The sequence below is a fragment of the Rhodovarius lipocyclicus genome (genome assembly GCF_009900765.1).
GTDB classification, from domain to species: Bacteria; Pseudomonadota; Alphaproteobacteria; order Acetobacterales; family Acetobacteraceae; genus Rhodovarius; species Rhodovarius lipocyclicus.
In genome coordinates this window covers 1-23319 of the sequence record NZ_JAAABL010000018.1, presented here as the reverse complement: position 1 = coordinate 23319, position 23319 = coordinate 1, and the positions used below count along the sequence as shown (strand labels likewise).

At 70.7% G+C, this 23319-nt stretch carries 25 protein-coding genes; 19 read left to right on the top strand and 6 right to left on the bottom strand.

Going from position 1 to position 23319, the window contains the following annotated elements:
* Nucleotides 1-8 precede the first annotated feature (8 nt).
* From GT007_RS13060 to GT007_RS13035, 6 genes are all read left to right on the top strand, one after another.
* Nucleotides 9-629 (top strand): histidine phosphotransferase family protein, encoded by a 621-nt coding sequence (locus GT007_RS13060; protein WP_160122062.1) that lies wholly within the window; start codon nucleotides 9-11, stop codon nucleotides 627-629.
* Nucleotides 630-717: 88 nt separating this feature from the next.
* Nucleotides 718-3345 (top strand): hybrid sensor histidine kinase/response regulator, encoded by a 2628-nt coding sequence (locus GT007_RS13055; RefSeq protein ID WP_160122061.1) that lies wholly within the window; start codon nucleotides 718-720, stop codon nucleotides 3343-3345.
* A gap of 11 nt (nucleotides 3346-3356) precedes the next feature.
* Nucleotides 3357-3866 carry a chemotaxis protein CheW gene (locus GT007_RS13050; RefSeq protein WP_160122060.1) on the top strand — a complete coding sequence of 170 codons (510 nt, stop codon included), beginning with the start codon at nucleotides 3357-3359 and terminating at the stop codon, nucleotides 3864-3866.
* A 14-nt stretch (nucleotides 3867-3880) separates the two neighbouring features.
* Nucleotides 3881-4270 carry a response regulator gene (locus GT007_RS13045; protein WP_160122059.1) on the top strand — a complete coding sequence of 130 codons (390 nt, stop codon included), beginning with the start codon at nucleotides 3881-3883 and terminating at the stop codon, nucleotides 4268-4270.
* Complete coding sequence (gene cheB, locus GT007_RS13040) at nucleotides 4267-5346, top strand: chemotaxis-specific protein-glutamate methyltransferase CheB (protein ID WP_236571652.1); 1080 nt, start codon at nucleotides 4267-4269, stop codon at nucleotides 5344-5346. Before GT007_RS13045 ends, cheB begins: the two co-directional genes overlap by 4 nt.
* Nucleotides 5343-6191 carry a CheR family methyltransferase gene (locus tag GT007_RS13035; RefSeq protein WP_160122058.1) on the top strand — a complete coding sequence of 283 codons (849 nt, stop codon included), beginning with the start codon at nucleotides 5343-5345 and terminating at the stop codon, nucleotides 6189-6191. The genes cheB and GT007_RS13035 overlap by 4 nt, the downstream gene beginning before the upstream one ends.
* Nucleotides 6192-6230: 39 nt before the next feature.
* Here GT007_RS13035 and GT007_RS13030 read toward each other — a convergent pair whose 3' ends face one another.
* Complete coding sequence (locus tag GT007_RS13030; RefSeq protein WP_160122057.1) at nucleotides 6231-6578, bottom strand: DUF1244 domain-containing protein; 348 nt, start codon at nucleotides 6576-6578, stop codon at nucleotides 6231-6233.
* A gap of 52 nt (nucleotides 6579-6630) precedes the next feature.
* A complete protein-coding gene (locus GT007_RS13025) occupies nucleotides 6631-7701 on the bottom strand; it encodes a tartrate dehydrogenase (protein ID WP_160122056.1) in 1071 nt (356 codons plus the stop codon).
* 36 nt (nucleotides 7702-7737) lie between these two features.
* Between GT007_RS13025 and GT007_RS13020 the strand changes: the two genes are divergently transcribed.
* The 4 genes from GT007_RS13020 to GT007_RS13005 all read left to right on the top strand — a co-directional run bounded on the left by GT007_RS13020 (nucleotide 7738) and on the right by GT007_RS13005 (nucleotide 11678).
* Entirely contained in the window at nucleotides 7738-8406 is a 669-nt protein-coding gene (locus tag GT007_RS13020) for a GntR family transcriptional regulator (protein ID WP_160122055.1), read from the top strand.
* Nucleotides 8407-8533: 127 nt separating this feature from the next.
* Nucleotides 8534-9826: a glycerate kinase type-2 family protein gene (locus GT007_RS13015; protein ID WP_160122054.1), complete on the top strand. Its 1293-nt coding sequence runs from the start codon at nucleotides 8534-8536 to the stop codon at nucleotides 9824-9826.
* A gap of 23 nt (nucleotides 9827-9849) precedes the next feature.
* Nucleotides 9850-11283, top strand: coding sequence for a pyruvate kinase (gene pyk, locus GT007_RS13010; RefSeq protein WP_160122053.1), 1434 nt, complete (start codon nucleotides 9850-9852; stop codon nucleotides 11281-11283).
* 17 nt (nucleotides 11284-11300) lie between these two features.
* The gene (locus tag GT007_RS13005) at nucleotides 11301-11678 is read left to right on the top strand and encodes a hypothetical protein (RefSeq protein WP_160122052.1); all 378 of its coding nucleotides are present in this window, start codon (nucleotides 11301-11303) and stop codon (nucleotides 11676-11678) included.
* A 105-nt stretch (nucleotides 11679-11783) separates the two neighbouring features.
* Here the strand turns inward: GT007_RS13005 and GT007_RS13000 are convergent, their stop codons facing one another.
* The 3 genes from GT007_RS13000 to prfA all read right to left on the bottom strand — a co-directional run bounded on the left by GT007_RS13000 (nucleotide 11784) and on the right by prfA (nucleotide 14389).
* The gene (locus GT007_RS13000) at nucleotides 11784-12311 is read right to left on the bottom strand and encodes a DUF4167 domain-containing protein (protein ID WP_160122051.1); all 528 of its coding nucleotides are present in this window, start codon (nucleotides 12309-12311) and stop codon (nucleotides 11784-11786) included.
* Nucleotides 12312-12473: 162 nt separating this feature from the next.
* The gene (gene prmC, locus GT007_RS12995; protein WP_160122050.1) at nucleotides 12474-13328 is read right to left on the bottom strand and encodes a peptide chain release factor N(5)-glutamine methyltransferase; all 855 of its coding nucleotides are present in this window, start codon (nucleotides 13326-13328) and stop codon (nucleotides 12474-12476) included.
* Complete coding sequence (prfA, locus tag GT007_RS12990; protein WP_160122049.1) at nucleotides 13328-14389, bottom strand: peptide chain release factor 1; 1062 nt, start codon at nucleotides 14387-14389, stop codon at nucleotides 13328-13330. The genes prmC and prfA overlap by 1 nt, the downstream gene beginning before the upstream one ends.
* Before the next feature lie 110 nt (nucleotides 14390-14499).
* On the opposite strand from prfA, the gene GT007_RS12985 reads away from it, so the two are divergent.
* The 4 genes from GT007_RS12985 (at nucleotide 14500) to GT007_RS12970 (ending at nucleotide 17770) form a co-directional block, all read left to right on the top strand.
* Complete coding sequence (locus GT007_RS12985; protein WP_160122048.1) at nucleotides 14500-15366, top strand: MurR/RpiR family transcriptional regulator; 867 nt, start codon at nucleotides 14500-14502, stop codon at nucleotides 15364-15366.
* A gap of 14 nt (nucleotides 15367-15380) precedes the next feature.
* Nucleotides 15381-16124: a TMEM165/GDT1 family protein gene (locus GT007_RS12980; RefSeq protein WP_160122047.1), complete on the top strand. Its 744-nt coding sequence runs from the start codon at nucleotides 15381-15383 to the stop codon at nucleotides 16122-16124.
* A complete protein-coding gene (locus GT007_RS12975) occupies nucleotides 16121-16342 on the top strand; it encodes a hypothetical protein (RefSeq protein WP_160122046.1) in 222 nt (73 codons plus the stop codon). Before GT007_RS12980 ends, GT007_RS12975 begins: the two co-directional genes overlap by 4 nt.
* A gap of 102 nt (nucleotides 16343-16444) precedes the next feature.
* Nucleotides 16445-17770 (top strand): LLM class flavin-dependent oxidoreductase, encoded by a 1326-nt coding sequence (locus GT007_RS12970; protein WP_160122045.1) that lies wholly within the window; start codon nucleotides 16445-16447, stop codon nucleotides 17768-17770.
* Nucleotides 17771-18052: 282 nt separating this feature from the next.
* Here the strand turns inward: GT007_RS12970 and GT007_RS12965 are convergent, their stop codons facing one another.
* Nucleotides 18053-19015: a Bug family tripartite tricarboxylate transporter substrate binding protein gene (locus GT007_RS12965; protein WP_160122044.1), complete on the bottom strand. Its 963-nt coding sequence runs from the start codon at nucleotides 19013-19015 to the stop codon at nucleotides 18053-18055.
* Nucleotides 19016-19150: 135 nt separating this feature from the next.
* Here GT007_RS12965 and GT007_RS12960 point away from each other — a divergent pair, with 135 nt between their 5' ends.
* The 5 genes from GT007_RS12960 to GT007_RS12940 form a co-directional block, all read left to right on the top strand.
* Nucleotides 19151-19765 (top strand): hypothetical protein, encoded by a 615-nt coding sequence (locus GT007_RS12960; protein ID WP_160122043.1) that lies wholly within the window; start codon nucleotides 19151-19153, stop codon nucleotides 19763-19765.
* A 125-nt stretch (nucleotides 19766-19890) separates the two neighbouring features.
* Nucleotides 19891-20529: a ribosome maturation factor RimP gene (gene rimP, locus GT007_RS12955; RefSeq protein WP_408015549.1), complete on the top strand. Its 639-nt coding sequence runs from the start codon at nucleotides 19891-19893 to the stop codon at nucleotides 20527-20529.
* A 2-nt stretch (nucleotides 20530-20531) separates the two neighbouring features.
* The gene (gene nusA / locus GT007_RS12950; RefSeq protein ID WP_160122041.1) at nucleotides 20532-22079 is read left to right on the top strand and encodes a transcription termination factor NusA; all 1548 of its coding nucleotides are present in this window, start codon (nucleotides 20532-20534) and stop codon (nucleotides 22077-22079) included.
* Nucleotides 22054-22686 (top strand): RNA-binding protein, encoded by a 633-nt coding sequence (locus tag GT007_RS12945; protein ID WP_236571651.1) that lies wholly within the window; start codon nucleotides 22054-22056, stop codon nucleotides 22684-22686. Before nusA ends, GT007_RS12945 begins: the two co-directional genes overlap by 26 nt.
* A gap of 100 nt (nucleotides 22687-22786) precedes the next feature.
* Nucleotides 22787-23319 (top strand): translation initiation factor IF-2 associated domain-containing protein (locus tag GT007_RS12940; protein ID WP_201451910.1); only part of this gene is annotated, 533 nt, incomplete at its 3' end.

Sequence of the window (23319 nt, the reverse complement as noted above, 5' to 3'; positions counted from 1 at the left end):
GTTTCCGGATGTCCGAGCCGGAGGTGGAGAGTCCTTTGCAGCTGGCGAGCCTGGTGGCCGCGCGGCTGACACATGACCTGGCTGGGCCGCTGGGCACCATCATGGCGGCCTCGGGCGCGGGCGGTGGCCTGCGTTCCGACGAGCTGCTGCAGGAGACGGTGACGGAGCTGCGGCTGCGCATGCGCCTGTACGGCGCGGCCTTCGGCCGGCCGGATGCGCTGAGCTGGCAGGAAATGGCCGAGCTGCTGCAGGGCGCGCCGGGCTCGCACCGGCTGCAATTCCGCTTCCAGGTGCCCGATCCGGCCGCCCCGCAGCCGGAGGGCCTGTCCCAGCTGCTGCTGGCCGCGGCCATGCTGGCGGCCGAGGCCCTACCGCGCGGCGGCCAGGTGACGGTGATGGCCGCCCCGGGTGAGCCCGTGATCATCCTGCCCGAGGGGCGGACCGCGATGTGGCCCCATGGCTTCGTCACGCTACTGGCCGGTGAGCGCGCGGCGGAGGCCGAGACCCCGCGCGGCCTGCTGGCGGGCTGGGTGGCGGCGCTGGCGCGGGCGCAGAAGTGCCGCCTGTCCATCGGCTTCGGCGGCGGGCCGGTGGCGGCGCCCCTGATGCTGACGCCCGCGCGCGGCTAAGGGCGGGGCTCCGCACAAATTCGTCATCGGATTTACGCTTTCTTCGCTCCGCGCGGCGCAAAACACCCCTCGATAAGGGGACCCGCGCATGGACGACCTGCTGGCAGACTTCCTGACCGAGACCAATGAGGGTTTGCAGAACCTCGATGGCGCGCTGCTGTCGCTGGAGCGCAACCCGGACAACGCCGCCGTGCTGGCGGAGGTGTTCCGCACCATCCACACCATCAAGGGCACTTGCGGCTTCCTGGGCCTGCCGCGCCTGGAGAAGGTGGCCCACGCCGCCGAGAACGTGCTGGGCCGCTGGCGGGAGGGCTCATTGCCCGTCACCGCGCCGGGGATCAGCCTGATCCTGAGCGCGGTGGACCGGGTGAAGGCCATCGTGGCCGGGCTGGAAGCCGCGGGCACGGAGCCCGCCGGCGACGATGCCGGCATCATCGCCCTGCTGGACGCCGCCTTCCGTGGCGAGGATGTCGTGCCGGACCAGGCCCCGCCCGCCGTGGCGCCGGAGCCGGAGGCCGAACCCGCCGAAGCCGTGGTGGCCGCCGCCCCGGAGCCCGCGCCCGTTACCGCCCAGGCCCCGCCGCCCGCGCCCGCCGCCCAGCAGGCGGCCCCGCCCGCCCAGGAGGCCACCGGCGGCAACGCCCCCCAGACCATCCGCGTGGCCGTGGATGTGCTGGAGGACTTGATGGTGCTGGTCAGCGAGCTGGTGCTGACTCGCAACCAGCTGATGCAGCTGGCCCGCACCGAGACCAATTCCGCCTTCTCGGTGCCGTTGCAGCGCCTGTCCCAGATCACGTCTGACCTGCAGGACGGGGTGATGAAGACCCGTATGCAGCCCATCGGCAGCGCCTGGCAGAAGCTGCCGCGCCTGGTGCGCGACCTGTCGCATGACCTGGGCAAGAAGATCATCCTGGAACAGTACGGCGCCGAGACCGAGCTGGACCGCCAGGTCATGGAGCTGATCAAGGACCCGCTGACGCACATGGTGCGCAACAGCGCGGACCATGGCCTGGAAACCCCCGAGGAACGCCGCGCCGCCGGCAAGCCCGAGACCGGGCGCATCACGCTGAACGCCTTCCATGAGGGCGGGCACATCGTGATGGAGATCGGCGACGATGGCCGGGGCCTGAGCACGGCGCGCATCCGCGAGAAGGTGGTGCGCCAGGGCCTGGTCACCGAGGCCGAGATCGCCACGATGAGCGAGCAGGAAATCCATCGCTTCATCTTCCGCCCGGGCTTCTCCACCGCCGCCGCCATCACCTCCGTCTCCGGCCGGGGCGTGGGGATGGATGTGGTGAAGACCAATCTGGAGCGCATCGGCGGCATCGTCGAACTGCGCTCACGCGAAGGGCGGGGCACCACCTTCACCATCAAGATCCCGCTGACGCTGGCCATCGCGGCCGCCCTGATCGTGGAAAGCGCCGGCGAGCGCTTCGCCATCCCGCAGAACTCGGTCCTCGAACTGGTGCGCGTGGGCGACGGCGACGGCCCGAAGATCGAGATGATCAAGACCACCCCGGTGATGCGCCTGCGCGACCGGCTGCTGCCGCTGGTCAACCTCTCGCGCCTGCTCGCCATCGAGGACACGGAGAAATCCAACCACGGCGGCAATTCCTTCGTCGTCGTCTCCCAGGTCGGCAGCCAGGTGTTCGGCATCATGGTGGACCGGGTGTTCGACACCGAGGAAATCGTGGTGAAGCCCGTCGCCCCCATCCTGCGCGACGTCACCATGTTCTCGGGCAACACCATCCTGGGTGATGGCTCGGTCATCATGATCCTGGACCCGAACGGCATCGCGCGCGGCACCGGCCTCGGCGTCGAGAGCGGCAACAGCGAGACCGCGGCCAGCCAGGCCGCCGCCGCCCGCGGCACGGAGCGCGGCGAGAAGACCGCCCTGCTGCTGTTCCGCGCCGGTGAGGGCGCGCCGAAGGCGGTGCCGCTCGGCCTGATCGCCCGGCTGGAGGATTTGCCGGCCGAGCGCATCGAGCGCGCCGGCGACAGCCTGGTGGTGCAGTACCGGGGCAGCCTGATGCCGCTGATCCCGCTCTCCGGCTACGGCATGGTGCCGGAGCAGGGGGGCAAGCAGGCGGTGCTCGTCTTCGGCGACGGCAACCACTCCATGGGCCTGATGGTCGATGAGATCCTGGACGTGCTGGAAACCCCGCTGGTCATCGACAATGCCGGCGCGCGCCAGGGCTTCCTGGGCAGCGCGGTCATCGGCGGCAAGGTGACGGAGGTGCTGGACTGCGCCTACTGGCTGAACCTCGGCGGGGCCGACTGGTTCTCCGCCGCCGCCCAGGCGCGGGAGGTGAAGCGCACCCCGCGCGTGCTGCTGGTCGAGGACAGCTCCTTCTTCCGCAACCTGGTGGTGCCGGCGCTGTCGGCCGCGGGCTTCGACATCACGGGCTTGGCCAACCCGCGGGAGGCGCTGCGCCTGCGGGAGGCGGGGGAGATGTTCGACATCATCGTCTCCGACATCAACATGCCGGAGATGGACGGGCTGCAGTTCGTGCGCGCCATCCGCGACGGCGGGCCCTGGCAGGAACTGCCGGTGATCGCGCTGTCCGGCCGGGCGGAGCCCGAGGATGTGACGGCCGGCCGCGACGCGGGCTTCACGGATTACGTGGCGAAATATGACCGCGACGCGCTGATCGGCAGCCTGACCCAGGCGATCGAGCTGCAGGCGATGACGCGCTCCATCGACAGCCCGGTTTGAGGAGACGAGAGATGCAGACCGAAGCCGCGACGCTGAACCGCGCCCCCGCCGCCGCCAATGGCTCCAACGGCACGCTGAGCCTGGCGCTGGGCGCCGATGCCGACCACATGGTGCTGACCCTGACGGTGGCGGGCCAGCTGTGCGGGGTGCCCGCCCTGGCCGTGCGCGACGTGCTGGGCCCCCAGAGCATCACCCGCATCCCGCTGGCGCCCCCCGAGGTGGCCGGCAGCCTGAACCTGCGCGGGCGGATCGTGACCGCCATCGACCTGCGCCGCCGCCTGCATCTGGCCCCGTGGGAGGTGGGCACGAAGCCCATGTCCGTCGTCGTGGAGCATCAGGGGGAGCTCTACTCCCTGCTCGCGGACAATGTGGGGGAGGTGCTGTCCCTGAACCCGGCCGAGCGCGCGGCCAACCCGCCCACGCTGGATGCCTCCTGGAAGGAGGTGTCGCTGGGCGTGCACCGCCTGGGGGAAAGCCTGCTGGTGGTGCTGGATGTCGAACGCCTGATGCGGTTCGGCTGAGAAGGAAACGAGCCATGACCATTTCCGCCCTGGTCGTCGATGACAGCACGGTGGTGCGCAAGGTCGCCCGCCGGATCCTGGAAAAACACGGCTTCAGCATCCGCGAGGCCGCGGACGGCCAGCAGGCGCTGAATGCCGTGGCCGAGGACATGCCCCGGCTGGTGCTGCTGGACCGCAACATGCCGGTGATGGACGGCATCGAGTTCCTGAAGCGCCTGCGGGAAACCTATGGCAGCAGCGAACCCACGGTGGTGATGTGCACCACCGAGGCCGCGCAGGACCGCATCCTGGAAGGGCTGGAAGCGGGGGCGGACGAATACGTCATGAAGCCCTTCGACGAGGCCATCCTGATGGACAAGCTGGGCATGGTGGGACTGGGCCCCGAAGGCGGCGACGCCGGATGACCCCGCCAGGCAAGCTGCGCGTGATGCTGTGCGACGACAGCCTGGTCGTCCGCGGCGCCTTGTCGCGCATCCTCGAATCCGATCCCTCGATCAGCGTGGTGGCGCGGGTGGGGGATGGGCAGGCGGCGCTGAAGGTGATGGAGACATCGCCCCCCGCCGAGCGCCCGCAGGTGATCCTGCTGGACCTGGAAATGCCGGTGATGGACGGCATGACCGCCCTGCCGCTGCTGCTGAAGCGCGATCCGCGCCCGGTGGTGATCGTGGCCAGCGCCCTGACCCAGCGGGGCGCCGCCAGCACCATGGCCGCGATGCGGGCGGGGGCGGCCGACTATATCCCCAAGCCCACTTCCACCAGCGGGTCCGGCGGCGGCATGGCCGACCCCGCCTTCCGGGCCGAACTGCTGGCCAAGGTGAAGGGCTGGGCCCGCATGGCCGGGCGCGCGCCCGCCGCCCCCGCGCCCCCGCGCCGCCCGGCCGGGCCGGTGCTGAAGGCCACGCCCCGGCTGATCGCCATCGGCTCCTCCACCGGCGGGCCGCAGGCGCTGGCCGCCTTCGTGCGCCGCCTGCCGCGCCGCCTGCCGGTGCCGGTGGTGGTGGTGCAGCACATGCCCGCGGGCTTCACCGCCATGCTGGCGCAGCATCTGGACGCGCTGGGCGGCCCGCGCTGCAAGGAAGCGGCCGAGGGCGACGTGCTGCAGGCCGGGCAGCTGTATATCGCCCCCGGCGACCGGCACATGGTGATCCGCAAGACCCCTGCCGGCGCGCATGTCGTGGCCCTGAACACCGACGCGCCCGAGAATTTCTGCCGCCCCGCCGTGGACCCCATGCTGCGCTCCCTGGCGCCGCTCTATGGGCGGGAGATGGTGGCCGTGATCCTGACCGGCATGGGCCAGGACGGGCTGCTGGGCTGCCAGGCGGTGGCGCGCGCCGGCGGTTCCATCCTGGCGCAGGATGAAGCCAGCTCCGTCGTCTGGGGCATGCCCGGGGCCGTCAGCAAGGCCGGGCTGCCCAGCCTGCAGGCCCCGCCCGAGGCGCTCGCCGACCAGATCCTCTCCTCTCTCAAGGTGCCCGCATGAACCCCGCCACCTTTCAGTTCCTCGCCGGTATCGTGAAGGAACGCTCCGGCGGCGTGCTGACGGCCGATCAGAGCTACATGCTCGACACGCGCCTGGCCCCGCTGCTGAAGCGGGAGAACCTGCCCAGCCTCGACGCGCTGGCCATGAAGCTGCGCTCCCCCGCCGCCGGCATGCTGGCGCAGGAGATGACGGAGCTGCTGACCACCAACGAGAGCCATTTCTTCCGCGACGGCAAACCCTTCGAATACCTGCGCACCATCCTGCCGGAGCTGCACAAGGCCCGCGCGGCCGGCCTGCCGATCCGCATCTGGTCCGCCGCCTGTTCCACCGGGCAGGAGGCCTATTCCATCGCCATCATCCTGAGCGAGTTGCAGGATGCGGGCGACGCCACCTGGAAGGCCCGGCGGTTCGAGATCTTCGGTACCGACCTGACCAAGGTGGTGGTGGACCGCGCGCGGGAAGGCGTGTTCACCCAGTTCGAGGTGCAGCGCGGCCTGCCGGTGCGCCAGCTGATGAAGAACTTCCAGCAGATCGAGGGGCGTTGGCGCGCGCATGACCGGCTGCGCGCCTATATGAAGTTCCAGCAGGCCAACCTGCTGCATGACCTGCGCGGCTTCGGCAAGTTCGACCTGATCTTCTGCCGCAACGTGCTGATCTACTTCGATCTGCCCACCAAGGCCCGGGTGCTGAACGCGCTGACCGCGCAGCTGGCCCCGGATGGCGCCCTGTTCCTGGGGGCCGCCGAAACCGCCATGGGCATCACCGACCGGCTGGAGCCGATCGGCGGCCAGCGCGGCATCTATCGCCCCGCCGCCCAGGCCGCGCCGGTCCGGGCCAGGGCCTGATGGCATGCGGGAGGGGGGGGCTGCCCCCCCCCTTCCGCCTCAGTGCCCGGGGTTCTTGGCCGCGAAGGCCGCCTTCTGCTCGGCGCTGGCTTCCTTCTGGTGCAGGGCCTGCCATTCCTTGTACGGCATGCCGTAGATCACCTCGCGCGCCGCCGGGGTTTCCAGCGCCACGCCGGTGTCGCCCGCCGCTTCCTGATACCAGCGGCTGATGCAGTTCCGGCAGAAGCCGGCCAGATTCATCATGTCGATGTTCTGCACCTCCGCGTTGTCGCGCAGGTGCTGCACCAGCTTGCGGAAGGCCGCGGCCTCGATGCGGTCGCGGGCCTCGGGGCTCAGATCGGCGGCGGCGCCGAGGGCCAGGTCGGCCTGGGGCTGGGGTGCGGGCATGGGGTTCGCTCCGTTCGGTCAGCCCTGGGTATGGGGTGCGGCCGCCTTCCTATCAAGCATTCGCGCCCTGGATGGCGGCCACCACGGCGGCCGTGACCGCGGCCGTGTCGGCCGTGCCGCCCACATCGGCGGTCATGATGCCGGCGGCGCAGACCTGCTCCACCGCCACCATCAGGCTGGCGGCGGCGGCGGGCTCGCCCAGATGTTCCAGCATCATCGCCGCCGTCCAGAAGGTGGCGACGGGGTTGGCCACGCCCTTGCCCGCGATGTCGAAGGCGCTTCCATGGATGGGCTCGAACATGGAGGGGAAGCGGCGGTCGGGTTCCAGGTTGGCGGTGGGGGCGACGCCCAGGGAACCGGCCACGGCGCCCGCCAGGTCGGACAGGATATCGGCGTGCAGGTTGGTGGCGACCACCGTGTCGATGCTCTGCGGGCGGCGGACCATGCGGGCGGCCATGGCGTCCACCAGCTCCTTCTCCCAGCTCACGTCGGGGAATTCGCGGGCGACCTCGGCCGCGATCTCGTCCCAGAACACCATGCCGTGCTTCTGCGCGTTGGATTTGGTGACGACCGTCAGCAGCTTGCGCGGGCGCGACTGCGCGATGCGGAAGGCCGTGCGCATGATGCGCGTCACGCCAGCGCGGGTGAAGATGGCGGTCTCGGTCGCCACTTCCTCCGGATGGCCGCGATGGGCGCGGCCGCCATGGCCCGCGTATTCGCCCTCGGAGTTCTCGCGCACGATCACCCAGTCGATATCGCCGGGCTCCACCTGCCGCAGCGGGCTGGTCAGGCCGGGCAGCACGCGGGTGGGACGGATATTGGCGTATTGGTCGAAGCCCTGGCAGATCTTCAGGCGCAGGCCCCACAGGGTGATGTCGTCCGGCAGATGGGCGTCGCCCACCGCGCCGAAGAAGATGGAATCAAAGGGCTTCAGGGTCTCCAGCCCGTCCTCGGGCATCATCTTGCCGGTGGCGCGGTAGTAGTCGCTGCCCCAGGGGAATTCCTCGACATCCAGGGCGAAACCCTGGCGCGCTGCCACGGCCTGGAGCACCTCCAGCCCCGCGGGGATGACTTCCTGGCCGATTCCGTCGCCCGGAATGGCGGCAATGCGATAGCGGCGCATGGGCTGCTCCTGTTACATGGAAGGATGGATGGAACGATGCACACGGCTGCCGGCCCCGATGGGGACAAGCCGCGAGAGAGTCTGGGCGCTGCGGCCTATGCCGCGCTGAAGCGCGAGATCCTGGATGGCAGCCTGCCGCCCGGGACGACGCTGAGCGAACCCGAACTGGCCACGCGCCTGGCCATGAGCCGCACCCCGGTGCATGAGGCCGTGCTGCGCCTGCAGGCGGAGGGGCTGCTGCGCGTGCTGTCCAAGCGCGGCGTGCTGGTGGTGCCGCTGGCGCGCGCCGATGTTTCCGACGTGTATGAGGTGCTGGTGGCGCTGGAAGCCGCAGCTGCCGCCCGCCTGTCCCGCCGCCGGGCGGAGGGCGTGCTGGCCGAGCTGCGGGCCCTGACCGCCGAGATGGAGCAGGCCATCGCCGATAGCCGCCGGCAGGACTGGGCGGTGGCGGACGATGCCTTCCACCGGCTGCTGCTGGAAGCCTGCGGCAATGCGCGGCTGGCCGCGAGTGCCGCCAATGCGCTCGACCATGCCTCCCGCGCGCGGATGCTGACGATCGGGGCGCGGGGCAATCTGGCCGCTTCCACGGCGGAGCACTGGGCCATCATCGGCGCGCTGGAAGCGGCGGATGCGGAGGCCGCGCGCACGGCTGTCAGCGCGCATCGCGCCCGGGCGATGCGGGAGATGCTGCCCCTGCTGCCCTGAGGGCGGCGCGTCCTCCATCCATTCTTGCATGCATGGTTCCATACATGTCCTGATTTTTTCCGGCAAGGGCAGGGGGCAGGGATGTGCAGCGGGTCCGCGATCGCTACATTGCCCATCAGGAGGACGCATGAACGGCTGGAACGACGACCGCGCGAAACAGGCGCTCGCCACCCTGTGGCAGGCCGCACTCGCGGCCGCCGACCCGCTGTCCTGCCTGCCTGGATTCCTGCCCGAGCCGCCGTCCCATGGCCGTATCGTCGTGGTGGGCGCGGGCAAGGCGGCGGCCAAGATGGCGCTGGCCGTGGAACGCGCCTGGGCGCATCTGCCGCTCTCGGGCGTGGTCGTCACCACCCATGGCGCGGATGTGCCGGACCCGCCGGCCCACCGGCGCATCGCTGTGCGCCAGGCCAACCACCCCACCCCCGACGCCCCGGGTGCGGCCGCCGCCGCCGAGATGCTGGAACTGGTCCGTGGCCTCACCGTCGACGACCTGGTGCTGGCGCTGATCTCCGGTGGCGGGTCCTCGCTGTCCACCCTGCCGGCGGCGGGGCTGGGCCTCGATGACCTGATCGCGGTGAACCGGGAGCTGCTGCGCAGCGGCGCCCCCATCCATGAGATGAACTGCATCCGCAAGCATCTGTCAGCGTTTTCCGGCGGGCGGCTGGCGGCGGCGGCGTATCCGGCGCGCGTGGTCACGCTGGCGATCTCGGACGTGCCGGGGGATGACCCGGGCGTCATCGCCTCCGGCCCCACCGTGCCCGACCCCACCACCTTCGCCGAGGCCCGCGCGCTGGTGGCGCATTACGGCATGGCGCTGCCGCTCGCCGCCGCCGCGCATCTGGCGGCGGGGGCGGAGGAGAGCATCAAGCCCCACGACCCGCGCCTGGCGCGCGCCGAATACCGCATGATCGCCACCCCCATGATGGCGCTGCGCGCCATGGCGGCGGCGGCCCCGGCGCTCGGCCTCACGCCCCTGATCCTGGGCGATGCGCTGGAGGGCGAGGCCCGCCAGCTGGGCACGGCGCTGGCGGGCATCGCCCTGTCCTGCGCCACGCATGGGCTGCCGGTGGCGGGCCCGGCCGTGATCCTTTCGGGCGGCGAGACCACCGTCACCATCGCCCCCGGCACCCAGGGGCGCGGCGGGCGCGGCACGGAATGCCTGCTGGGCCTGGCGCTGGCGCTGAACGGGCGCCCGGGCATCTGGGCCATGTGCGCCGATACCGATGGCATCGACGGCCGCAGCGACGCGGCTGGCGCCCTGTGCGGCCCGGGCACGCTGGCCGCCAGCGGGCTGGATGCTCGGGCCGCGCTCGCCGCCCACCGCAGCTACGACGTCTTCGCCGCCGCTGACACTTTGATGAAAACCGGCCCGACGCTGACGAATGTGAACGATGTCAGGGCCATCATTGTCGCTGGCTAAGTGCAGAAGAACTGGAGTTCCCCATGCCCCGCATCCCGCTCCGCCGTCATCGCCGCACCAAGATCATCGCGACCCTCGGCCCCGCCAGCTCCACGCCCGAGATGATCGAGAAGCTGTTCCGCGCGGGTGCCGACGTGTTCCGGCTGAACTTCAGCCATGGCAGCCATGAGGACCACGCCGCGCGCCTGGCCACGATCCGGGAGGTGGAGAAGAAGCTCGGCCGGCCCATCGGCGTGCTGGCGGATGTGCAGGGGCCGAAGCTGCGCGTGGGCAAATTCGCCGCCGGCCGCGTGACGCTGACGCCGGGGGCGCGCTTCCGGCTCGACCTGAACCCCACGCCCGGCGACAGCGTGCGCGTGCAGCTGCCCCACCCCGAGATCATCAATGCCGCCCGCATCGGCATGAACCTGCTGCTGGATGACGGCAAGCTGCGCCTGCGCGTGGTCCGCGTGCGGGAAAACGACCATATCGAGACCGAGGTCATCACCGGCGGCCCGCTGTCCGACCGCAAGGGTGTGAACGTGCCCGATGTGGCGCTGCCCATCCCGGCGCTGACCGCCAAGGACCGGGCGGACCTGGATTTCATCCTGCCGCTGGGCATCGAATATATCGGCCTGTCCTTCGTGCAGCGGCCCGAGGATGTGGCCGAGACCAAGGCCATCGCCGCCGGCCGTGCCCAGGTGATGGTGAAGATGGAAAAGCCCCAGGCCATCGAGAATCTGGAAGGCATCCTGGCGCTGACCGATTGCGTGATGGTCGCGCGTGGGGACCTGGGCGTGGAGCTGCCGCCCGAGGAAGTGCCGCTGGTGCAGAAGCGCATCGTCCGCGCCGCGCGGCAGTTGGGCAAGCCGGTGGTGGTCGCCACCCAGATGCTGGAAAGCATGATCACCGCCCCGGCCCCCACCCGTGCCGAGGCGTCGGATGTCGCCACCGCCGTGTTCGACGGCGCGGATTGCGTGATGCTGTCGGCCGAGACCGCCGCGGGCCAATACCCGCAGGAGGCGGTGGACATCATGAACCGCATCATCACCCGGGTGGAGCAGGACAGCGGCTGGCGGCAGCTGACCGACAATTCCCGCCCGGACACCGAGCGCAGCGGGGCAGGGGCCATCGCCGCCGCCGCCCGCCAGGTGGCCCACACCATCGAGGCCAAGGCCATCGTCACCTTCAGCAACAGCGGCAACACCACCCTGCGCGTGGCGCGGGAGCGCCCGGATTGCCCCATCCTGGGCCTGTCCACCTCCGTCAACACGGCTCGGCGCATGGCCTGCGTCTGGGGCGTGCACCCGGCGGTGATCGACGAAATCCATTCCATGACCGAGATGGTCCGCCGCGCCAGCAGCGTGGCCCGGCAGGAAGGCTTCGCGAGATTCGAGGATGAGATCGTGGTGACGGCGGGCGTGCCGTTCGGAACCCCGGGCAGCACCAACGCTCTGAGGGTGGCGACAGTCAAATGATGCGGTAAAAGAGGGGCATGAACCGCCTCCGTGTCCTGCTCGTCGCCGCCCTTCTCGTCCTGCCGATGCTGGCGGGCCTGGGCATCTCCCCGGCCGCCGCCCAGCGCAGCGGCATCTATGACGTGCGGGGCACCAACCCCGACGGCAGCGAATACACGGGCAGCCTGGTGCTGCAGCAGGTGGGGGCCACCACCTTCCGCCTGACCTGGAGCGTGGCGCAGAACACCATCGAGGGCATGGGCATGATCAGCGGCCTGACCTTCGCCGTGGTGTTCCAGCTGGGCGAGCAGACGGCGATGGGCATGTATGAGCTGAAGGCCGATGGCGAGATGACCGGCACCTGGACGGTGGTCGGCAGCCAGGCGATCGGCACCGAGACGATCCGCCCGCGCTGAGCGGCCGATACCGCAGAACGGCGAAAGGCGGCCCTGGGGCCGCCTTTTTTGTGCGCGTGCCCCGCGCAAAAGGGCCACAGTGGGCGCCCCGGGCGCCCGCTGCGATCAGGCGGCGCTTTCGCCCCGCTTCTCCTTGATCTCGGCGGCGAGTTCCGCCTCCAGATCGCCGGAGAGGTTCTCGTTCTCCACCGGGCGCGGCGGCGGGATCGTCTCGGCCTCGCCGGTGGGTTCCGGTTCCTGCTGCTCGGGCTGTTCCGGCTCACCGGACTGGTGGCGGCGCTGCTGCTGCTGGGCCTGCTGCGCGGCCTGGGCGGCGTTCATCGCGCCCAGGATGCGGAAGTAATGCTCGGCATGCTGGAAATAGGCCTCGGCCGTCACGCGGTCCCCGCCGCCGGTCGCGTCGCGGCCCAGCTGCAGATACTTCTCGAACAGCTGCTGGGCGGTGCCGCGCAGGCGCACATCGGGGCCGCTGCTGTCGAACACGTGGTTCCGGTTCATCGGCGGCTGGCCGTTGGCGTTGATCCCGCCGCCGCTGCCGCCCTGGTGGCGGAACTGGCCGCCACCACCGCCGCCGCCGCCACCGCCTCCGCCCTGGCGGAACCCGCCGCGACCACGCATGCGTTTCATGTTCATAGCTTCGCGCTGTGCTTCCGTATCAGGAGCGACCCTCGCAACGTGCTCCCCGGAACCAAGTCCCAGGGGTACTGCGTCAGAGCCGGGGAATCGCGCCGCACCCTCGGGGCATGCGCTTCGGTGTCATGTTTGGCGTGCCCCGCGGCGGATGGCAAGCGCTGTTCAGCGCGAAACCACCATGGCCCGGGGGATTTCCCCCAGATCGGGACGTATTTCCCGGGTTTCAAGCCCGGCCCGCGCCATCAGGGCCGAAACATCCGGCCCTTGGCCCTGTCCCAGCTCCAGCACGGCCACGCCCCCGGGGGCCAGCAGGCGCGCGATCTGCGGTGCCAGGGCGCGATAGGCATCCAGCCCGTCCGCCCCGCCATCCAGGGCGCTGGGGGGTTCATGGCCCGCGACCTCGGGCATCAGGGCGGGGATGGCGGCGGCCTCGATATAGGGCGGGTTGGACAGGATCAGGTCGAAGCAACCGCTAAGCGCCGCCGCCCATTCCCCGGCCAGGAAGGCGCTGCGCCCGGCCAGCCCCAGCCGGGCGGCGTTATGGGCGGCCAGCGCCGCCGCGCCGGGCCGCAGGTCCACGCCCACGCCCCAGGCGGCGGGGATCTCGGACAGCACGGCCAGCAGCAGGCAGCCGGTGCCGGTACCCAGGTCCAGCACCCGCGCGGCGCCGGGCGCATGGGCCAGCGCGGCCTCGACCAGGGTTTCCGAATCGGCGCGCGGGATCAGCGTGGCGGGGGAGACGGCGAAATCCAGCCCCCAGAACCCGGCATGGCCCAGGATATAGGCCAGCGGCTCCCGCCTCGCGCGGCGGGCCAGCATGGCGGTGAAGCGGGCACCGGCCTCGGGCGGCACGGGGGCGCGGGGTTCGCGCAGCAGGGCTTCGCTGGTGGTGCCCATCGCCTCGGCCAGCATCCAGCGGGCCTCCATGCGGGGGGTGTCGATCGCGGCCGCGCGCAGCACCTGGCCGGCCTGGCACAGCCAGGCGCCGACGGTCTCGCCAGGCTCGCAAGAGGTCATTATTCCTCCGCCGCCAGCCGGGCCGCCTCGTCCTCGGCGATCAGCGCCTCGATGATGTCGTCCATCTCGCCCAGCATGATGCGGTCGATCTTGTGCAGGGTCAGGCCGATGCGGTGGTCCGTCACGCGCCCCTGCGGGAAGTTGTAGGTGCGGATGCGCTCGCTGCGGTCGCCGGTGCCCACCTGGCCCTTGCGGTCGGCAGCGCGGGCGCCGTGCAGGGCCTGGCGCTGCGCCTCATAGATGCGGGCGCGCAGCACCTTCATCGCCTTGGCGCGGTTCTTGTGCTGGGATTTCTCCTCCTGCATCGCCACCACGGTCCCGGTCGGGATGTGGGTGATGCGCACGGCGCTGTCGGTCTTGTTCACGTGCTGGCCGCCCGCGCCGCTGGCGCGATAGGTGTCGATGCGCAGGTCGCTGTCGTTGATCTGCACATCCACCTCCTCGGCCTCCGGCAGCACGGCCACCGTGACGGTCGAGGTATGGATGCGGCCCTGGGTCTCGGTGCTGGGCACGCGCTGCACCCGATGCACGCCCGATTCGAATTTCAGCCGGGCGAACACGCCCGCGCCCTCGATCTCGGCGGTGGCGCCCTTCACGCCGCCCACCTCGTTCTCGTCATAGTCCAGCACGGTGAAGCGCCAGCCATGGGCCTCGGCATAGCGCTGATAGGCGCGGAACAGCTCGCCCGCGAAGATGCCCGCCTCATCGCCGCCGGCGGCGGGGCGGATTTCCAGGATGGCGCTGCGTTCATCGGCGCTGTCGCGCGGCAGCAGGGCCAGGCGCATCTCGCGCTCCAGGCCCGGCAGGGCGGCGTCCAGCTCCGCGATCTCGGCCTCGGCCAGCTCCTTCATCTCGGGGTCGGCCAGCAGGGCCGCGGCGTCGTCGCGCGCGCGGCTGGCCTCGCGCCAGGCCTGGATGCGCCGCACCACCGGCTCCAGCGCGCTGAGTTCCTTGGAGATGGCCGCGATCCCACCCCCCGGCGCGGTTTCCAGCTGGGCGCGAAGCTCCTCGGAACGGCGGGTGATCTGGTCGAGACGGGCGAGAAGGCCGGCACTGGTCATGATGCTGTCGCGGATGCCAGCGCCCCATGGGCAGGTCAATGGGCAGCCCGAAGGGTGGAGAATGTAGTATTCATTGCGAGATAAAATTTATGGTAGTAAACGCCTCATTCATGCCGACCGACCTCCTCGCCGAGCGCCTGCGCGACACCGCCGCCCATCTCTCTCCCACCGCCCGCCGGGTCGCGCGCTTCATCCAGGACAACCGCGCCCTGACCCTGGCCAGCAGCGCCATGGAACTGGCCGCGCGCATCGGCACCTCCGACGCCACGGTGGTGCGCAGCGTGCAGGCGCTGGGCTTCTCCGGCCTGCCGGAGCTGAAGCGCGCGCTGGCCGCCGGGCTGGAGCCCGGCACCCCCGCCGAGGCCCTGCGCCAGACCCTGGCCGATGCCGGAGAGGAAGCCGGCCGCGCCGTGGACCTGGCCATCGACACCCAGCGCGAGGCGGTGGAGGCGCTGGCCGCCCCCGAGGCCCGCGCCGCCATCCGCGATGCCGTGGCCGTGCTGCACCCGGCCCGGCGCATCCTGGTCTTCGGCATGGGGCCTTCCGGGCCGCTCGCGCGCTATGCCGCGCTGCTGCTGGGCCGGGCGGGGCGGTCTGCGCGCGTGCTGGATGCCTCCGGCATCGCGCTGGCCGACCAGCTGCTGGACCTGGGGCCGGGCGACGCGCTGGTGGTGCTCGCCTATGGCCAGCCCTACCGCGAGGTGACGGCCCTGTTCGCCGAGGCCCGGCGCCTCGCCCTGCCGGTGGTGCTGGTGACGGACAGCCTGGACCGTTCCCTGGCCCGCCAGGCGGAGGTGGTGCTGCCCGTCCGGCGCGGCCGCGCCCGCCGCGTGGCCCTGCACGGCGCCACGCTGGTGGCGCTGGAGGCATTGCTGCTGGGCCTGGCCGCGCTGGACGGCACGCGCGCCCTGGACACGCTCGATCATCTCAACGCGCTGCGCGCTGGCCTTGCCGGCACCCGCCGCGATGTCGGCTGAACAGGAGAACCCCGATGAACTGGTTCGAACTCGCCCCCACCGTCTCGGCGGCCTTCCTCGCCTCCCTGGTGGAATGCGTGGAGGCCGCGACCATCCTGCTGGCCGTGGGGGTCGTGCGCGGCTGGCGCCCGGCCCTGGCGGGGCTGGCCGTGGGGCTGCTGGCGCTGGCGGCGCTGGTGCTGGCGCTCGGCCCCGCCCTGGCGCGGCTGCCGGAACAGGCGCTGCAATTGTTCGTCGGCCTGCTGCTGCTGCTGTTCGGCATGCGCTGGCTGCGCAAGGCCATGCTGCGCGGCGCCGGCATCATCCCCCTGCATGACGAGGACGCGATCTTCCGCAGCGAAACCGCGAACCTGCGCCTGGCCCGAGCCGGCGAGCGCTGGGGCATGGACCCCGCCGCCTTCGTCGCCGCCTTCAAGGCCGTGCTGCTGGAGGGGGTGGAGGTCGCCTTCCTGGTGCTGGCGGTGGCCGCCGGCAGCCCGGCGCTGATCATGCCCGCCGCGATCGGCGCGCTGGCCGCCGCTGTGCTGGTCGCCGTGGTGGCGCTGGCGGTGCACAAGCCCCTGGCCCAGGTGCCCGAGAACACCCTGAAATTCACCGTGGGCGTGCTGATCTCCGCCTTCGGCATCTTCTGGACCGGGGAGGGGCTGGGCATCGCCTGGCCGGGCCATGACCTGGCGCTGCTGGCCATCGTGGCCGCGGTGCTGCTGGTGGCGCTGCTGGGCACCCGCCTGGCGGCGGGGAAGGAGGCCCGGGCATGAACACCCTGCGCGCCATTCTGGAGGAGATCTGGGGCCTGTTCGTCGATGACGGCAACCTCGCCCTGGCCCTGCTGGTGTGTTGTGTGCTGGCGGGGGCGCTGGCCCGGGCCGCGCCGGCGCCCTGGGCCGCCCCCCTGGCGGGCGCTGTGCTGCTGCTGGGCTGCCTGGCCGTGTTGCTGGGCAATGTGGTGGTGACGGCCCGGCGCCGCCGCCGCTGAATTGGGCAGTTTCCGCCGCGTGCCCCGGCGATTCCGGCCGGGGCCGGATATGACAGGTCAGGTGAAGGGGCCTAGGCTGATCCAAGCCTTCAGGAGACGCCCATGCCCCAACTCGTCCTGGCCACGCTGGTGCAGCCCAACGGGTCCCACCTCGCCTCCTGGCTCGCCCCCGGCGCGCAGGACGATGCCGGCACCAATATCGACTGGTACCGCCGCATCGCCCGCATCGCGGAGGACGGGAAGCTCGACCTGTTCTTCATCGCCGACACCCCGGCCGCCCGCACCGACCACCTGAAGGCCTGGTCCCGCGCGCCCGTCTTCATGAATGTGCTGGAGCCGCTGACGCTGCTCTCGGCGCTGGCGGGATCCACCAGCCATATCGGGCTGGGGGGCACCGTCTCCACCAGCTTCTATGAGCCCTACAACCTCGCCCGGCAGTTCGGCGCGCTGGACCACATCACCGGCGGGCGGGCGGCGTGGAATGTCGTCACCTCCGCCAACGACTACGCCGCGAAGAATTTCGGCCAGGACAAGCTGCCGCCCCATGCCGAGCGCTATGCCCGCGCCCGCGAATTCGTCGATGTCACCTTCCAGCTGTGGGACACGTGGGAGGACGACGCCTTCATCACCGACCACGAGACCTGCCAGAACTTCCTGCCCGAAAAGCAGCACCCGGTGGCGCATGAGGGCACGCATTTCCGCGTGCACGGCGCGCTGAACCTGGCCCGCACACCGCAGGGGCGCCCGGTCATCCTGCAGGCCGGCGCCTCCGACACCGGCAAGGATTTCGCGGCCGAAACGGCCGAGGTGGTCTTCGGCACCTCGGCCACCATCGAGGGCGCGGTGGAGTTCTACAAGGACCTGAAGGGCCGGCTGGCGAAGTATGGCCGCACGCCGGACATGCTGAAGATCCTGGCCGGCGTCACTATCGTGGTGGGCGACAGCAAGGAGGAGGCCGAGGCCATGCTGGCCGGCTGGCAGGCCCTGCTGCACCCTGATGTGGGCGTCATGCGCCTGAGCCAGGATCTGGAGACCGACCTGTCGGACCTGCCGCTGGATGAGCCGGTGCCGGACCACCGGATCCCCACCCATTCCAACCACCACCAGGCCTATTTCGCCGAGATCGTGGGGCTGATCCGCCAGGGGCTGACCCTGCGGGAGATCGCCATGCGCTACAACCGCAGCAAGGCGGTGATCTGCGGCACGCCCACCAGCATCGCCGACGACATGCAGGCCTGGTTCGAGGCCGGGGCCTGCGACGGCTTCATGCTGACCTTCCCCGTGCTGCCCGCCTGCCTGGAAGCCTTCACGGCCAAGGTGGTGCCGGAACTGCGGCGGCGCGGACTGTTCCGCACGGAATACACCGGGACGACACTGCGGGAGAATCTGGGGATTCCGCGGCCGGGAAACCGGCATGTGGCGAAGTAAGGCGGGCGGGGAGTGTTCCGGGGCTTCGCCCCCGGGCCCCCAGTCAGGGGCTCCGCCCCCGACACCCCCGCCAGGACCGTGCTCGGTCCTGGACCTAGAGCAGTTTGGCGCCCTACCTTGGGAACAGCTTTCTTATTGATTTTTATAATGAAAATGGCGCCCTGCCTGGCAAGGTAAGGCGCCAAACTCCTGGGTTCCAAGGGCCTTTCGGCCTTTGGCGGGGAGCCGAGGGGCAGAGCCCCTCGGTGGGGGGTCGGGGGCGAAGCCCCTGATGTACGGGCATCAGCCCGCGGTGATGCCCGCCTCGCGGATCACGCCGGGCCACACCTGCAATTCATCGGCCAGGCGCTGGCGCAGGGCGGCGGCGTCGCCGTCCATCAGCACCACGCCCTGGCTTTCCACCCGTTGGCGCAGGTCGGCATCGGCCAGCACCTTGCGCAGGGCGCCGAACAGCCGGTCCTTGATGGGTTGCGGCGTGCCGGGCGGTGTGAACAGGCCCTGCCACAGCACCCCCGCGCAGCCCGGATAGAATTCGGCTACCGAGGGCAGTTCCGGCAGGCTGGGGATGCGGGTGGGGACGGAGATCGCCAGCAGCTTCGCCTTGCCCTCCGCGACCAGGGAACGGATGTCGAGCGGCGTGGCATAGAAGCCGTCGATCCGGCCGGCCTGAAGCTCCAGCAGGGCGGGCCCCGCGCCGCGATAGGGGATGTGCACCATCTTCGCGCCGGATTTCTGCAACAGCAGCTCCGTCAGTAGATGGTTGACGGAGCCGCTGCCCGAACTGCCGTAGTTGATGGTGTCGGGGGCGCGCTTCGCCTTGTCGATAAACTCCGGCAGGGTGTTCACGCCCAGGCCGGGGCGCACGGCCATGGCGAAGGGGCTGTAATAGACCTCGCCCACCGGATCGAGCGCGGTCAGCGGATTCGCGGGCGTGGCGCCGGGCGTCAGCGCCACGTTGATCGCCAGGCTGTTGGTGCCGATCAGCAGGGTGTGGCCATCCGGCCGAGCCTGGGCCACGGCGGTGTTGGCCAGGGCGGTGGCGGCGCCCGAACGGTTTTCCACCACCACCGACTGCCCCAGCTCCCGCGACAGGTGCTGGGCGACGAGGCGCACCATCACATCCGTCAGCCCACCGGGGGCATAGCCGATCAGCAGGGTGATGGCGCGGTCGGGATAGGCGGCGAGCGCCAGGGAGGGGGCTGCGAGAACGGCGGCGCAGGCCGGCAGCAGGCGGCGGCGAAGCATGGATATTTCCTCGGTGCAACGTTTGCGCATTGTGTAAACCAGGGCGCGCCCGGCGCGAAGGGGCTTCGCATGATCCCGCATTCGTGTTGCGGCCAGGCGTGACAGGGCCGCCCCGGGGCCGGCATGCTCCGGCGCATGTCCGCCAGCTTCACGCCCGACTGGTTCGCCGACCTGCCGCTGTTCCGGCCCGGCGCCGCAGCCCGCGTGGTGATCATCGACAACCAAGTGCTGAGTTACCGCCTGTTGGATGGGCGGTCGGACGCGCTGTTCAACTTCCTGTTCCAGGACCCGCGGCTGGTGCTGCAGATCGGCGGGCAGACCATCGACGAGTCCCTGCATTCCGTGGCGGTGGACGACAAGGGCACGGAGCCCGACCGGCGCGGCCGGCCGGTGCGGGTGGGGCCGGAAATCTATCGCCCCGGCCTGCCGGTGGCGCTGCACCGGCGCATGTGGGAACAGCAGGGCGCGCTGCTGGCCCAGGGCAAGCTGTTCCTGGCGCGGGCCATGTCGCCGGCCCAGCGCCTGGTCTTCGACGTGCTGGCGCCGATGATCGAGGCCTGCTGCGGCCGCCGCGTGGGCCCGAAGGACGCGCGGGTGGTGGCCGATGCGCTGGCCCGGCGCATTCCGTTGTTTTCGCTGGATAACCGATTGCGGGAAGGGCTGGCGGTGGGCCTGCTGAACCCGGCCCTGGCGCAGGAGTTGCGCCGGATGGGCCTGGATGGCTTCGCCGCCCGGTTGTTTGTGGGCTGATTCCAACGCGCTTGCGTGTGACAGCGTGCAGGACTACATAGCGGTCATTCCATCCATCGCGGTCCGCATGGGGGTGGCTCCACGGAGCCGCCCGTTTCGGGCTTGGATGGTTGTTCACGAACCGGATCAGTCACTTGCCTGCCGAACGCCCACAACATGACGGCCTTGAAGGCCGTATCGCCGACAGCATCGCCCCGGGTATCGAGGCGCTGGGATACGAGCTTGTGCGCGTGCAGGTCAGCGGCAAGGAACGCCCGGTCGTGCAGATCATGGCCGACCGCGCCGACGGCAAGACCATGACCGTGGATGATTGCGAGACGATCAGCCACCAGGTCTCCGCCGTGCTGGATGTCGATGACCCGATTCGCGGCGAATGGATGCTGGAGGTCTCGACCCCCGGCATCGACCGCCCGTTGACCCGCACCAAGGATTGGGTGCGCTTCGTGGGCCATATCGCCACCGCCGACCTGGCCGTGCCGCAGGACGGCCGCCGCCGCTTCCGCGGCATCATCCTGAGCGCCAATGAAGACTCCGCCACCCTGCGCCTGGATGAGGGCGGGGATGTGGAACTGCCGCGCGGCAATATCCGCCGCGCCAAGCTGGTGCTGACCGATGCGCTGATCGCGGCCACCGCGAGCCCCGCCGCGGCCGCCGAAATCGCCGAGCTGGCCGCCGAAGAGGCAGCCGGCCTTCCTGTTTCACCCGCGCCCAAGCGCGGAAAGAAGCCCGCGCGCCCTGGCGCGGACCATGCGAAGGAACACTGACTATGGCCCTTGAGGTGAGCGTCGCCCGCCCTGAGCTGCTGCTGGTGGCCGATGCCGTCGCGCGCGAGAAGATGATCGAGCGCGAGGAAGTGCTCGAGGCGATGGAACAGGCCATGGGCAAGGCCGGTCGCGCCAAGTACGGCCTGGAAAAGGACATCCGCGCCACCATCGACCGCCGCAACGGTGAGGTGAAGCTCTCCCGCTGGACCGAGGTCGTGGCCGAGGAGCCGGTGGAGAACGAAGCCACCCAGATGCCCGTGCGCATCGCCGAGAAGATCAAGCCCGGCATCACGGTGGGCGAGTTCATCGTCGACCCGCTGCCGCCGATCGACTTCGGCCGCATCGCCGCCCAGACCGCCAAGCAGGTGATCGTGCAGCGCGTGCGTGAGGTGGAGCGCAAGAAGCAGTTCGACGAATACAAGGACCGCGTGGGCGAGGTCATCAACGGCGTCGTCAAGCGCACCGAGTACGGCAACCTGATGGTCGATCTTGGTCGCGCCGAGGCGCTGCTGCGCCGCGACGAGACCATCATGCGCGAGAGCTTCAAGAACGGCGACCGCGTGCGGGCGTATATCTATGACGTGCGCGAGGAAACGCGCGGCCCGCAGATCTTCCTGTCCCGCACGCATCCTGGCTTCCTGGCCAAGCTGTTCGCGCAGGAAGTGCCGGAAATCTACGATGGCATCATCGAGATCAAGGCCGTGGCCCGCGACCCCGGCAGCCGCGCCAAGATGGCGGTGATCAGCCGCGACAGCAGCATCGACCCGGTCGGCGCCTGCGTGGGTATGCGCGGCAGCCGCGTGCAGGCGGTGGTGGCCGAGCTGCAGGGCGAGAAGATCGACATCATCCCCTGGAGCCAGGACCCCGCGACCTTCATCGTGAACGCGCTGGCCCCGGCCGAGGTCAGCAAGGTGGTGCTGGACGACGAGAACCGCCGCGTGGAAGTGGTGGTGCCCGACGACCAGCTGAGCCTGGCCATCGGCCGCCGCGGCCAGAATGTCCGTCTTGCATCGCAGCTGACGCGCTACGATATCGACATCCTGACCGAGGCCGAGGAATCGGAGCGCCGCCAGGAAGACTTCCGCAAGCGCACCGGCCTGTTCGTCGAGGGGCTGGACGTGGATGACGTGATCGCCGGCCTGCTGGTGCAGGAAGGCTTCACGACCATCGAGGAAATCCAGACGGTCGATGACGAGGAGCTGGCTTCGATCGAGGGTTTCGACGAGAACGTCGCCGCCGAGCTGAAGCGCCGCGCCAGCGAATGGCTGGAGCGCCGCGAGGCCGAGAACGATGCCAAGCGCCGCGAGCTGGGCGTGGAGGACGCGATCGCCGAGTTCGATGTCTTCACCTCCGCCATGCTGGTGTCGCTGGGCGAGAAGGGGATCAAGACCCTGGACGACCTGGCCGATCTGGCCGGGGACGAGCTGGTGGAGATCCTGGGCGAGGGCGCGATGGACGAGGACACGGCCAACGCCGTGATCATGGCCGCGCGCGAGCATTGGTTCGAGGGTGAAGGTGACAAGGGTGGGGAATCCGCCGCTGAAGGCTGACCCCCCGGACGATACGGAGCCGGATGAGCCCGAGCCGGAAGGCAAGGGCCCGCTCCGGCGGTGCCTCGCCACGCGGGAGACCCTGCCGAAGGAAGCGATGATCCGCTTCGTGGTGGGGCCCGACGGGGCGGTGGTGCCCGATATCGCGGGCCGGCTTCCGGGCCGTGGCATGTGGCTGAAAGCCGATGTCGCGGCGCTGGAACTGGCCCTGAAGAAAGGAAGTTTCGCCCGGGCCGCGAAGGCCTCGGTGAAGATACCGCCCGAACTGCCCGCCACCCTGCGGTGGCTGCTGACGGAGCGGGTGGCGGATCTGCTGGGAATGGCCCGTCGTGCGGGCGCCGCGGTGGCGGGTTTCCAGAAGGTTCAGGAATGGCTTCAGGCGGGGCGCGTGGGCGTGCTGCTGGAGGCCACCGATGGCAGCGTGGCGGAACGCGCGCGGCTTGTCGGAAGGGCGGAGCTCCCCGTGGTGGTGGCTCTGTCCAGGGAGCGCATGGGCCAGGCCTTCGGGCGCGAGGCGGCGGTACACGTCGCGGTCGCACCCGGCAGGCTGGCGGATGCGATCCGGCAGGAAGCGTCGCGGCTGATGGGCATCACGCCCGCGGATTGAGCGGCAGTCATGCAAGGCGCGCCATTGCGAAGGGCGTGCCAAAGGTTTAGGGCAATCCCCGACTGCGGTCGGGCAGTACGGATCGGGCGAATACCAACGGATGAGCAATCAAAACGACCAGGATGCGGCCAAGAGCCGCCTCAGCCTTCGCCCCGGTGGGCGGCTGGAGCTGGGCAAGACGGAGGCTGCTGGCAGCGTCCGGCAGAGCTTCAGCCATGGCCGCAGCAAGGTGGTGCAGGTCGAGGTTCTCAAGAAGCGCACGGTCGTGCCCTCCGCGGCACCCGCGAAGCCTGCCGCACCGGCGCCTTCGGCCGCTTCCACCCGCGTGGTGTCCGGCAATGCGCCGCCGCCGCGCGGCACCACGGCGCCCGCCCCGCAGCAGCCCGCCGGCCGCCCGCTGACCCAGGCCGAGCAGGCCATCCGGCAGCGCGTGCTGGATGAGCAGCGCAAGCTTGAGGCCCAGCGCCAGCGCGAGGAGCGTGAGCGCCAGGCCCTGATGGTGCGCAGCGCCGCCGAGGAAGCGGCCCGCCGCGCCGAGGACGACGCCCGCCGCGCCGAGGAAGAAACGCGCCGTGCCGCCGAGGAGGCGCGCCAGCGCGCCGCCGACGAGGCCGCCGCCCGCCGTGCCGCCGA